The following is an 11,914-nucleotide window of genomic DNA, read 5'->3' as shown; positions in this document are numbered from 1 at the left end:
GGGCGCGGCCCGTCGCGCGTCCGCCACCACCGCGTCGGGCGCGACGCGCGCCGCACGGTTACGGTGTGGCATGCGCGTCGTCGTCGCCGGGTCCTCCGGCCTCATCGGGACAGCCCTGTGCCGCCACCTGACCACCTCCGGGCACGACGTCGTCCGCCTCGTGCGGCGGGCGCCCTCGTCACCGTCGGAGATCCGCTGGGACCCCGCCCGCGACGAGCTCGACCCCGCGGCCCTCGCGGGCGCCGACGCGGTGGTGGACCTCGCGGGCGTCAACGTCGGGACCCGGCCGCTCACGCGGGCCCGCAAGCGCGAGGTCGTGGACTCCCGCGTGCAGACCGCCGGGCTGCTGTCGCGGACGATCGCCCGCCTGCCGGACGGGCCGGGGGTGCTGCTGCAGGGCTCCGGCATCGGGGCCTACGGCGACCGGGGCGAGGACCTGCTCACCGAGGACGAGCCGATCGGCACGACGTTCTTCGCCGAGGTCGTCCGCGAGTGGGAGGCCGCCACGCGACCCGCGCAGGACGCGGGCGCTCGGGTGGCGCTGCTGCGCACGTCCATCGTGCTCAGCCCGCACGGCGGCGCCCTGTCGCGCCTGCTGCTGCCCCTGCGGGCCGGGGTCGCCGCACGGCTGGGATCAGGCCGTCAGTGGTGGTCGTGGATCACGCTCGAGGACGAGGTGCGCGCGATCGAGCACCTGCTGACCGCCGACGTGCACGGCCCGGTGAACCTGCTCGCGGCCGCGGACCGGCACGCGGACGTGCTGGACGCGCTGGCCCGCGAGTGGGGTGCCCGCCTGACGGTGCCCGCCCCCGAGGCCGTGCTGCGCCTCGTCCTGCAGGACTTCGCCTCCGAGGTCGTCGGATCGATCCGGGCCGTCCCGCAGGTGTTGACCGCGAGCGGGTTCACCCCCCGGCACCCGGACGTCCGCACCGCCGCGGCGTGGGTCAGGGAGCAGTCCCGGCGGGCGTCCTGACGTCCTGCACCCGCCACCCGTCCGCGGTCCAGCGCAGCAGCAGGTCGACCGTGGTGGGCCGCGTGGCGGGGACGGCGGTGCGCGTCCCGTCCCGGGCGACCCGGGTGTGCGCGCCGGTCGTCGAGGTCACCGCGACCAGCACGTCGTCCGACCCGTCGGTCCCGGTGCCCGACCCGGAGCCGGTCGGGACGACCGCGGCGTCGGCGACCTCGACCGCGAGCCCCTCGGAGCTGGCGCCGTCGAGCGCCTCGAGCAGCGCGACGTCCGCAGCCAGCGCCGGTGAGCCGGCGACGTGCACCCCGGCGACCGCGGCGGCCGACGGCTCGGCGAGCGCTGCGGCGCGCAGCCGGGTCAGGGCCGCCGCCGCGGACGCGGGGTCCTCGCGGTCGTGCACGGCGTCCACGTCCGCAGCCACGGCGGCCGTGCCGCCGGCCGCGGGCGCCTGTGCGGCGGCGCCCGCCGCCGGGGTGTCCCCCGCCGACGCGACGTGGTCCCCCGCGGACGCCGCGGCGGTCCGCTGCAGGACGCCCCACGCGCCGGCACCCAGCACGAGCACCCCGGCGACGGCTGCCGCGACGACCACCACCGGGCGGCGGGGACGGCGCACCCGACCCGCACCGGGCCGCGGCTCGCGACCGTCGGTGCGGCGCGGGAGCGGGGCACCGGGGCCACGGACGCCGGTCGTGCGGGCGGAGACCTCCGCCCGCAGCACGGACGCCCCGGCGAGCGCCCCGGCGTCCGGCATCTGCACACCGTCCGGCGTGACGGCCGCGAAGCAGGTGTCGACCACCCGCGCCCCGGTGAGGTCCTCGGCACGCAGCAGCGCCTCGAGGTCGTCGCGCAGGGACGGCCCGTCGTCGAGGGCGGCGGCGAGGTAGGCCTCGGCGGGTGCCATCACGGCGAGGACGGCGACGACGAGCCGGCGCAGGTCGCCGGCGGGCGACCCCTGGCCCACGAGCCCGGCCCGGCCGTCGACCAGCACGGGGAACCCGTCCGCACGCAGCACCACGCGGTCCGCCCCCACGGCTCCGTGCACGGCCCCGGCCGCGTGCAGCACGTCGAGGGCCTGGGCGAGCGGGATCGCGACGGTCGCCGCCTCGGCGTCGGTCAGCGGTGCCCGGGCGGCGCGGACGTCGGCGAGCGTCGTGCCCTCCACGTGCTCGACGAGCAGCGCCGTGCGGCCCTCGCCGAGCGCGACGGCGTCCCAGGTGGCGGCGACGTGGGGGTGCTCGACGCCGAGCGCGACGGCGGCACGGGCCGCGAGCGCGTCGTCGAGGGGCGCCGCGAGGAGCTGGACCTCGACGTCGGGCTGGGCGGGGTCGTGCACGGCCGTGGCGACCCAGCGGGAGCCGTCGGCGCCGAGCGCGCAGGCCACGCGGTAGCCGCGGGCGGCCAGCAGCTCGACGACGTCCTGGGGGGCGGGGGGCGCGTGCACGTCGTGCATCTCACCCCACGGGGCGACCGGCGCGTGCGGCTCGTCCACAGGCCCTCCCCGTGGGACGGGCCGACCGGGGGCCGGACGCGCCTCAGCCGTCGAGGTGGACCGCGTCCCCGCTCGTCGCGGCGGACCGGGCGGCGTCGAGCACGCGGGCGGTGGTGACGGCGTCGCGGGGGTCGACGGGCACGGGGCCGTCCTCGCGCAGCCAGCGGGCGACGGCCCGGTAGACGTCGGCGTGACCGCCCGGGGCCCGGGGCACCGGGGTGCGCTCGGCGCCGCGGACCAGCCAGCCCTCGTGCGGGGCCTCGCCGGGGCGCCTGCCCCCGTCCTGGGCGTCGTCGAGCACGGCGAACGGGGTGGGTTCGCCCTCGAAGCTCGTCACGAGGTACGCGCCACGGTCGCCCAGGACGCGGGTGCGCGGGCCGGGGGCGCCGACGAGCCCGCCGGCCCACAGGTGGCTGACGACGTGGTGACCGGGCTCGGTCGGTGCGTGGTCGAGGGCGAGGAAGACGTCGTCGGGGGCGGGTGTGGTCAGGGAGCGGATCTCGGCGCGCACGCGGCGCACGGGCCCGAAGAGCTGGGTGGCGGAGTCGACGAGGTGGGCGCCGAGGTCGAGCAGGAGTCCGCCGGAGGTGACGTCCTGCTCCTTCCAGCGCTGCTGCGGCTCGGGCCGGAACCTCTCCCAGCGGCGCTCGAACCGGTGGACGCGGCCGAGCGCGCCGGCGTCGAGGAGCGCGCGCAGCGTGAGCTGCTCGGGGTCCCAGCGCCGGTTGTGGAACACGGTCAGTCGCCCGTCCAGGGTGGTGGCGAGGTCGACGAGGCGTTGCGCGGCCTCGGTGGTGGGCGCGAGTGGCTTGTCGACGAGGACGGGCGCACCGGCGTGCAGGGCGGCGGCGGTGTGCGCCTCGTGCTCCCCGGTGGGGCTGGCGACCACGACGAGGTCGAGCGCGTCGACGCCGGCCAGGAGCGCGTCGACGTCGGGCACGACGAGGGCGTCGGGCCAGTCCTGGTGGACCTGCTCCCCGCGGCTGCGGGTCACGACCGCGGTGACGTGGTGGCCAGCCTCCCGCAGCAGTCGTGCGTGGATGCCCCGTCCTGCTCCCCCGTACCCGACCAGCCCGACGCGCAACGGTTCCATGCCCGACACTCTCCCACGCCGCCGTGGCACCGGCCCGGCCCGACGGGACGCCGTCGGGCCGGGCCGGTGCTCAGTCGGACGCGCCCGCGCCCGCCGTGACGCTCCCCGCGGCGGGGGCGTCGGGTGCGGCGTGCGTGCCGTGCTCGGGGCGGCGCGACAGGGCGCCCGGCCACCAGGTGCGCCGACCCAGGTCGTGGACGAGCCCGGGCACGAGCAGCGAGCGGACCACGAAGGTGTCGAGGAGGACACCGAAGGCGACGATGAACGCGAGCTGGGCGAGGAACAGCAGCGGGATCACCGCGAGCGCGGCGAAGGTGGTGGCGAGGACGAGGCCGGCGGACGTGATGACGCCGCCGGTGACGGCGAGGCCGCGCACGACCCCCGCACGGGTGCCGACGTGGAAGGACTCCTCGCGGACCCGCGTCATGAGGAAGATCGAGTAGTCGACGCCGAGGGCGACGAGGAACACGAACCCGTAGAGCGGGACGACGGGGTCGGCGTCGGGCAGGTCGAGGACGTGGTCGAACACGATCGCGGAGACGCCGATCGCCGCGGCGAACGAGAGCACGTTGGCCCCCATCAGCAGCAGTCCGGCGGCCACGGAGCGCAGCAGCGCGATGAGGATGAGCAGGATGACGAGCAGCACGACGGGGACGATCACGCGCAGGTCGCGCACGCTGGCGTCCTGGGTGTCGAGCGTCTGGGCGGCGGGGCCGCCGACGAGGGCGTCGGGGGCGACGTCCTGCAGGGCGGTGCGCAGGTCGGCGACGGTGTCGACGGACTCCTGGCTGTCGGACGCGGCGTCGGTGACGACGTCGATGCGGACGGTGCCGTCGACGACGACGGGCTCGGCCTGGTCGGCGCCCGGGACCCCGGCGGGGACGCCGGTGTAGGGCGCGGCGGAGGAGACGCCGGGCACGTCCTGCGCGGCGGCCACGACGTCGGCGGCGAGGGCCTCGTCGACGAAGACGGTGGCGGGCTGGACGGCGCCGGCCGGGAAGTGCGCGGCGAGCACCTCCTCACCGGCGACGGAGTCGACGTCGGTGAGGAAGACGTCGGTCTGGCTGGTGCCGCCGGCGCGGAACGTCGGGGCGAACGCGGCGGCGGCGACCAGCACGAGGGCGGTGACGACCCAGACGGGGCGCGCGCGGCGGGCCACGAACCGGGCCCAGCGGGCCCACAGGCCGGTGGCCTCGGCGGGGTCGGCGGCGACGGCCGACGCGTGGGCGCCGTGCGTGGCGGGCTGGGCGGGGTCGGCGACCAGGTGCGGCACGCGCGGCCAGAACAGCGCGCGCGAGCGACGGCCGGCGACGAGCAGGATCGCGGGCAGCAGCGTGAGCGCGGCGAGCAGGGCGGCGACGATGCCGATGGCGGCGACCGGGCCGAGGCTGCGGTTGGAGCCGAGCTGGGACAGCAGGAGGCACAGGAGGCCGGCGACGACGGTGCCGGCGCTCGCGAGCACGGGCTCGAGGGACCGGCGCCAGGCGCGCTGCATGGCGGCCCAGGGGTGGGCGGCGTGGCGCAGCTCCTCGCGGTAGCGGGCGACGAGCAGGAGCGAGTAGTCGACGGCGGCGCCGACGACGAGGATCGACAGGATGCCCTGGGACTGGCCGTTGAGGACGAGCACGCCGGCGTCGGCGAGCTCGTAGACGACGAGCCCGGCGAGCGACAGCGCGAACACGGCGGTGAGGATGACGACGAACGGCAGGAACGGCGAGCGGTAGACGGCCACGAGGATGAGCAGCACGGCGCCGAGCGCGACGAGCAGCAGGAGCCCGTCGATGCCGGCGAACGCCGTGCCGAGGTCGGCGATGAACCCGGCCGCGCCGGTGACCCAGGCGTTGAGGCCGGCGTCGCCGGCGGTCGTCGCCGTGGCGCCGAGGTCCTCGTCGAGCGCGGCACGCAGGTCCTCGACCAGGAGCGTGGAGACCCGCTCCTCCTCGACGAGCCGCTCGGCGGCCGTGGCGTCGAGCGGGACCGTCACGAGGAGCGCCTTGCCGTCCTCGGACGGGATGACGGCGAGGTCGCCGTCCAGGTCGTCCGCCCACGTGCCCTCGCCGCCCGGTCCGGGGCGCTCGACGAAGGCGGCGGCGAGCGCGGCGACGTCGGCCGTCTGCTCGGGCGTGACGTCACCGCCGTCCGCGGGGGTGAGCACGACGAGCGCGGGTAGGGTCTGGGCGTCGGTGAAGTCGGCGTCCAGCTCGGAGGCGAGCGTCGACTCCGCCGACGAGGGCAGGAACGCCGCCGCGTCGTTCGTCTGCACCTGGGACAGACGACCCTGGGCCATGCCCCCGACGCCGCCCAGCCCCAGCCAGACGACCAGCACGGCGGCGACCGCCAACGCGCGCACCCACGAATTCCTCAGCATGCTGAGCATGATGGGGTGCGGCGGTCGTCGAGGCAAGCGGAGGCAGGGATGAGCACGTCCGGAGGACCAGCGGGGCCGGGCCCCGACCACTGGCCGGTGGGCCGCCTGCTGTCCGCGGCCGCCCGGCAGATCGAGCGCCGGTGGAACGCGCACCTGGCGGCCTGGGACCTCAACCACGCCAGCCACCCGGTGCTGGTGCACCTGTCACGGCGTCCGATGTCGCAGCGCGAGCTGGCCGCGTCGTGCAGCGTCACCGAGCAGACCATGAGCCGCATCCTGGCCCGCCTGGAGCGCACGGGCTACGTCGACCGCTCCCCCGCCCCCGACGACCGGCGGCGGCACGTGATCGCGATCACCGAGGCAGGGCGCGAGGCGTTCGTCGCCTCGGCCGACCCGCGCCCCGCGGAGGAGTCCGTGCTGGGCGTGCTCACCCCCGACCAGCTCGAGGACCTGCGCAGCATCCTCGTCACCGTGGTGCTGGGCGACGAGCAGGGCACGCCCGAGGGCGCCCCGGAGGCCGGTGCGCCCACCACCCCGCCGGGGGCACCCCGAGGACGGGGCTAGCCTGCCCCCATGCGCTTCGAGCCTCTCGACCTCGGCACCCGGCTGCTGCCGTACGAGCCCACGTGGCAGCAGCAGCGCGACGTCCACGCCGCCGTGGTGGCGGGCACGCGCGAGGACACCGTCCTGCTCGTCGAGCACGAGCCGGTGTACACGGCCGGCCGGCGGACCGCGTCGTGGGACCGGCCGACCGACGGGACGCCCGTCGTCGACGTCGACCGCGGCGGGAGGATCACGTGGCACGGGCCGGGGCAGCTCGTCGGCTACCCGATCGTGCGGCTCGGCGCACCGGTCGACGTCGTGCGCTACGTCCGCGCGCTCGAGGAGGCGCTGATCCGCACGTGCGCCGAGGTGGGCGTGGTCGCCGGGCGCGTCGAGGGACGCAGCGGCGTGTGGCTGCCCGCGGACACCGCGACGGGCCGGCGCGCGCGCAAGGTCGCCGCGATCGGCGTGCGGGTGGCGCGCGGGGTGACGATGCACGGCTTCGCGCTGAACTGCACCGCGGACGTGACCCAGTTCGACCGCATCGTGCCGTGCGGCATCAGCGACGCCGACGTGACCACGCTCAGCCTGGAGACGGGTCGCGAGGTCACCATCGCCGAGGTGGTGCCGCTCGTGCGCGAGCACCTGACCACGACGCTCGCACCGCTGCTGGCCGCCGCGCCTGTCGGCTGACCGGCCCTGCTCAGGCCTCCAGGGCCGACCGCGCGAGGTCCCGTGCGACGCCCTGCGCCCACGTGCCCACGGCGTCCAGGTCGCGGAAGTCCCCGGGCTCGGCCCGCACGAGCGCGACGAGCGCCCGCTCGCTGATGTTGAGCTCGGACCGCTCCAGACGCCCCGGGAACACCGCGACGTCCCGCGCCTCGACGGCCTGCGCGATCTCGGTGACGTCGTCCGGGACGGTGGCCGGGACCGGCGGGTCCCCGATCGGGCCCGACCAGAACAGCCACACGGGCCGGGCCCGCAGCTGGCCGGCCTGCCGGTCCACGAGGTCGCGCAGGCCGAGCGCGAGCCGTCCCACGTACACCGCGGAGCCGAGCACGACCGCGTCGAACGCGTCCACGCGCTCGACCTCGTCGGGCTCGACCTGCTCGACGTCGTGACCCGCGTCGCGCAGCACCTGCGCGACCACGTCACCCATCTCCCGCGTCGCACCGTGCCGCGACGCGACGCTCACCAGGACGCGCATGCCCCACCTCCTCGTGGTCGCACGCCGGACGCTGCTCTGCCCCCGCGCGGTCGACACCTGACCCCCAGGATCACCCGTCCGGCGCACCTCGTGCACGGGACGGAGGTCCCCGTCACACCGTCCCACCGCGTCGGGCGCACCCCGCGCGGGTTACGCTGACGCGGTGACACTCGCGCCCGAAGGCCGCCGGATGCTGCGCATCGAGGCCCGCAACGCCGCCACCCCCATCGAGCGCAAGCCCGAGTGGATCCGTACCCGAGCCACGACGGGTCCGGAGTACTCCGAGCTCAAGGGCCTGGTGCGCCGCGAGGGCCTGCACACGGTCTGCGAGGAGGCGGGCTGCCCCAACATCTTCGAGTGCTGGGAGGACCGCGAGGCCACGTTCCTCATCGGCGGCGACCAGTGCACGCGACGGTGCGACTTCTGCCAGATCGACACCGGCCGACCCGCCGACCTCGACACCGACGAGCCGCGCCGCGTCGCGTCCTCGGTGCAGGCGATGGGCCTGAAGTACGCGACGATCACCGGCGTCGCCCGCGACGACCTGCCCGACGGCGGCGCGTGGCTGTACGCCGAGACGGTCCGGCAGATCCACGACGTCAACCCCGGCACGGGCGTCGAGCTGCTGATCCCCGACTTCAACGCGGTCCCCGACCAGCTCGCCGAGGTGTTCTCCTCACGCCCGGAGGTCCTCGCGCACAACGTCGAGACCGTGCCGCGGATCTTCAAGAAGATCCGGCCCGCGTTCCGCTACGAGCGCTCGCTGTCGGTGATCACCGCCGCCCGCGAGGCCGGCCTGGTGACGAAGTCGAACCTCATCCTCGGGATGGGCGAGACCACCGAGGAGATCAAGGACGCCCTGGCGCACCTGCACGACGCGGGCTGCGACATCATCACCATCACGCAGTACCTGCGCCCGTCGGTGCGCCACCACCCCGTGGAGCGCTGGGTGCGGCCCGAGGAGTTCGTCGAGCTGTCGCAGGAGGCCGAGCGCCTCGGCTTCCTGGGCGTGATGTCGGGGCCGCTGGTCCGCTCCTCGTACCGCGCCGGGCGCCTGTGGGGCCAGGCCATGCGCCACCGCGGCCAGGAGCTGCCCGCCGCGCTCGCCCACCTGGGCGAGCCGACCACCGCGCGCCAGGAGGCGTCGGCGCTGCTGGCCCGTTCCGCCGCCCGCTGAACGGGAACCGCCCGGCGGTCGGGCCGGGGCTCCGGCGGTAGACTCCCGGCCCATGGCACGCGAGCGCTCCACCGCCGGACCGGCCCCCGCAGGCGGCGGCAAGGTCAAGAAGGTCCGCTGGTACCACCAGGTCTGGCAGGCGTACCTCATGACGCGCCGGCACGACCCCGCGGCGACGTGGATCATCCTCGCCGCGTTCGTCGGCACGGTCGCGCTGGGCGTCATCATCGGCGTGCTCATCGGCCAGGTCGTGTACGTGACCCTGCTGAGCCTGCCGTTCGCGATCCTGGCGGCGATGTTCGTGCTCGCCCGCCGCGCCGAGACCGCGGCCTACTCCCAGATCGAGGGCCAGGCCGGTGCCGCGCGCGCCGCGCTCGGCTCGCTGCGCCGCGGCTGGACCTTCGCCGAGGAGCCCGTCGCGATCGACCCCCGCACGCAGGACATGGTCTTCCGCGGCGTCGGGCGTCCCGGCGTCGTCCTGGTCAGCGAGGGTCCGGCGCACCGCGTCGGCAAGCTGCTCGAGGCCGAGCGCAAGCGCACGGCACGCGTGGTCTCGGGCGCGCCCGTGCACCTGATCCAGTGCGGCAACGACGAGGGCCAGGTGCCGCTGCGCAAGCTGCCCCGTGCCGTGCAGAAGCTCAAGCCGCAGTTGACCAAGGCCGAGGTCGGCGAGGTGCTGCGCCGCGTGACGTCGCTCGGCGCCGCCCGCCTGCCGCTGCCCAAGGGCGTCGACCCGATGCGCGCGCGCCCCGACCGCAAGGGCATGCGGGGCCGCTGACCGCAGCGGCCGACGCCGCCCGCGCGCGGGCCGGGCCCCTCGACCCCGGCCGGGCCCTCGCGCGGGCGCCTCAGCGGCGCACGATCACCGTCCCGGCGGCGCGGTCGTGCAGGCCGCGCCCGTCGCCGTCCCAGACGACCGCGGGGATCACCAGGCAGAGCAGCACCGTGCGGCCCGCCGCCCGCAGCAGGCCGGGGGCGCGCGCCCCGAGCGCCCAGGAGCCGTCGACGACCCCGAGGGGTGCGACCCGCAGACCGAGCAGCCGGTGCCCGAGCGTGGTGCCGAGCGTGCCGACCAGGACGACGTTCTCGACCGCGAAGACCGCCAGGGTCACCATCGGGTCGGCGCGCAGCAGGAAGAGCCCCTCGGCCGTGGCCGGTGCGATCACCGAGGCGACCGCCAGGCAGGCGAGCCAGTCCACGCTGAGCGCGACGAGGCGGCGCCCCAGGCCCCCGCGCGACCCGGGCCCGGCCTCCGGCAGCCCGAGGCGGTCCGCGCCGCCGTCGGGGCCCGGCTCCCCCGCCGGTCCGCCCTCGAGCCACGAGCCCGTCGATCCGCGTCGCGTCATGGCACCAGCCTAGGTCGCGACCTGCAGGGTCACGGTCCCGCACCGGCCGCTGCCGCGGGCTCCCGCGCGCGGGCGGACGCGAGCAGACCGCACGCACCGGTCCGCGTGCTCCGACGCGCCGGGCGCGTCGTGCGATCGTTACCTGGCAGCCTGGTCCGTAACCTGCTGGAAACAGTTGTGCCACCGCGGGGTAACCCCTCGCTCCTAGCCTCACTGGTGCCCGGGACGACCGGGCACCCCCCACCCGAGGAGCAGCGGATGTTCACCAAGCCAGAGGAAGTCCTGGCGTTCATCAAGAACGAGGACGTCAAGTTCATCGACGTGCGGTTCTGCGACCTGCCGGGCGTGATGCAGCACTTCAACGTGCCTGCCGCCTCCGTCGACCTGGACTTCTTCACCGACGGCCAGATGTTCGACGGCTCCTCGATCCGTGGGTTCCAGGCGATCCACGAGTCGGACATGAAGCTCATCCCCGACGTGACGACCGCCTACGTGGACCCGTTCCGCACGGAGAAGACGCTCAACATCAACTTCCACATCGTGGACCCGTACACCGACGAGCCCTACAGCCGCGACCCCCGCCAGGTCGCCGCCAAGGCCGAGGCGTACCTGAAGTCGACCGGCATCGCCGACACCGCGTTCTTCGCGCCCGAGGCCGAGTTCTACATCTTCGACGACGTGCGCTTCGAGACGAAGCAGAACGCGTCGTACTACTACATCGACTCCATCGAGGCGGCCTGGAACACCGGCCGCGTCGAGGAGGGTGGCAACCTCGGCCACAAGACGCCCTACAAGGGCGGCTACTTCCCCGTGCCGCCGGTCGACCACTTCGCCGACCTGCGCGACAAGATCTCGCTGCAGCTCGACGCCCTCGGCCTGCAGGTCGAGCGTGCGCACCACGAGGTCGGCACGGCCGGCCAGGCGGAGATCAACTACCGCTTCGACGAGCTGTCCAAGTCGGCCGACAAGGTCCAGCTCTTCAAGTACGTCGTGAAGAACGTCGCGCACGAGGCCGGCAAGACCGCGACCTTCATGCCGAAGCCGCTCTTCGGCGACAACGGCTCGGGCATGCACGTGCACCAGTCGCTGTGGAAGGACGGCGAGCCGCTGTTCTTCGACGAGAAGGGCTACGGCGGCCTGTCCGACATGGCGCGCTGGTACATCGGCGGCCTGCTCAAGCACGCGCCCGCGCTGCTCGCGTTCACCAACCCGACGGTGAACTCGTACCACCGCCTGGTGCCCGGCTTCGAGGCCCCGGTCAACCTGGTGTACTCGGCGCGCAACCGCTCCGCGTGCATCCGGATCCCCGTCACGGGCTCGAACCCGAAGGCCAAGCGCATCGAGTTCCGCGTGCCGGACCCGTCGTCGAACCCGTACCTCGCGTTCGCGGCCATGCTCATGGCCGGCCTCGACGGCATCCAGAACCGCATCGAGCCGCCGGAGCCGGTCGACAAGGACCTCTACGAGCTGCCCCCCGAGGAGCACGCCCTCATCCAGCAGGTCCCCGGCTCGCTCGCCGAGGTGCTGGACAACCTCGAGGCCGACCACGACTGGCTGACCGCCGGCAACGTCTTCACGCCGGACCTCATCCAGACGTGGATCGACTACAAGCGCTCCGCCGAGGTGGACCCGATCCGTCTGCGGCCGCACCCGCACGAGTTCGAGCTCTACTTCGACGTCTGATCGTCCCGGCCCCTGGCTGCTCCCAGGGGCCGTGGGCCTGC

General features: G+C 75.3%; 11 protein-coding genes. 6 read left to right on the top strand and 5 right to left on the bottom strand.

All coding sequences use genetic code 11. The features are described 5' to 3' along the window. Nucleotides 1–70: 70 nt before the first annotated feature. Nucleotides 71–973: a TIGR01777 family oxidoreductase gene (locus FBY24_RS14910; RefSeq protein ID WP_142161761.1), complete on the top strand. Its 903-nt coding sequence runs from the start codon at nt 71–73 to the stop codon at nt 971–973. Here the strand turns inward: FBY24_RS14910 and FBY24_RS14905 are convergent. The 3 genes from FBY24_RS14905 to FBY24_RS14895 all read right to left on the bottom strand — a co-directional run bounded on the left by FBY24_RS14905 (nt 945) and on the right by FBY24_RS14895 (nt 5,917). After that, entirely contained in the window at nt 945–2,456 is a 1,512-nt protein-coding gene (locus FBY24_RS14905; protein WP_142161759.1) for a hypothetical protein, read from the bottom strand. The two genes, FBY24_RS14910 and FBY24_RS14905, sit on opposite strands and share 29 nt — an antisense overlap. Nucleotides 2,457–2,499: 43 nt before the next feature. Next, nucleotides 2,500–3,549, bottom strand: a complete 1,050-nt coding sequence (locus tag FBY24_RS14900) for a Gfo/Idh/MocA family oxidoreductase (RefSeq protein WP_142161757.1) — start codon at nt 3,547–3,549, stop codon at nt 2,500–2,502. 70 nt (nt 3,550–3,619) lie between these two features. Then, entirely contained in the window at nt 3,620–5,917 is a 2,298-nt protein-coding gene (locus FBY24_RS14895) for an MMPL family transporter (RefSeq protein WP_255432421.1), read from the bottom strand. Between the two features lie 48 nt (nt 5,918–5,965). Here FBY24_RS14895 and FBY24_RS14890 point away from each other — a divergent pair, with 48 nt between their 5' ends. Both FBY24_RS14890 and lipB read left to right on the top strand, forming a co-directional pair. Then, the gene (locus tag FBY24_RS14890) at nt 5,966–6,481 is read left to right on the top strand and encodes a MarR family winged helix-turn-helix transcriptional regulator (protein WP_142161755.1); all 516 of its coding nucleotides are present in this window, start codon (nt 5,966–5,968) and stop codon (nt 6,479–6,481) included. 9 nt (nt 6,482–6,490) lie between these two features. Next, nucleotides 6,491–7,153 (top strand): lipoyl(octanoyl) transferase LipB, encoded by a 663-nt coding sequence (gene lipB, locus FBY24_RS14885; protein WP_142161753.1) that lies wholly within the window; start codon nt 6,491–6,493, stop codon nt 7,151–7,153. 10 nt (nt 7,154–7,163) lie between these two features. Here lipB and FBY24_RS14880 read toward each other — a convergent pair whose 3' ends face one another. Continuing rightward, nucleotides 7,164–7,667 (bottom strand): flavodoxin domain-containing protein, encoded by a 504-nt coding sequence (locus FBY24_RS14880; RefSeq protein ID WP_142161751.1) that lies wholly within the window; start codon nt 7,665–7,667, stop codon nt 7,164–7,166. 163 nt (nt 7,668–7,830) lie between these two features. Here FBY24_RS14880 and lipA point away from each other — a divergent pair, with 163 nt between their 5' ends. Next, nucleotides 7,831–8,844, top strand: coding sequence for a lipoyl synthase (lipA, locus tag FBY24_RS14875; RefSeq protein WP_142161749.1), 1,014 nt, complete (start codon nt 7,831–7,833; stop codon nt 8,842–8,844). Nucleotides 8,845–8,896: 52 nt separating this feature from the next. Then, nucleotides 8,897–9,622, top strand: coding sequence for a DUF4191 domain-containing protein (locus FBY24_RS14870; protein WP_142161747.1), 726 nt, complete (start codon nt 8,897–8,899; stop codon nt 9,620–9,622). Nucleotides 9,623–9,692: 70 nt separating this feature from the next. Here the strand turns inward: FBY24_RS14870 and FBY24_RS14865 are convergent, their stop codons facing one another. Beyond that, nucleotides 9,693–10,190, bottom strand: coding sequence for an RDD family protein (locus tag FBY24_RS14865; RefSeq protein WP_142161746.1), 498 nt, complete (start codon nt 10,188–10,190; stop codon nt 9,693–9,695). Between the two features lie 258 nt (nt 10,191–10,448). Here FBY24_RS14865 and glnA point away from each other — a divergent pair, with 258 nt between their 5' ends. Further along, nucleotides 10,449–11,873, top strand: a complete 1,425-nt coding sequence (glnA, locus tag FBY24_RS14860; protein ID WP_142161744.1) for a type I glutamate--ammonia ligase — start codon at nt 10,449–10,451, stop codon at nt 11,871–11,873. Nucleotides 11,874–11,914 lie beyond the last annotated feature (41 nt).

It is taken from the genome of Cellulomonas sp. SLBN-39, from assembly GCF_006715865.1.
Taxonomy (GTDB): Bacteria; Actinomycetota; Actinomycetes; order Actinomycetales; family Cellulomonadaceae; genus Cellulomonas.
Note: the sequence above shows the minus strand (reverse complement) of the source record. Positions and strands in the feature narration are given on the sequence as shown.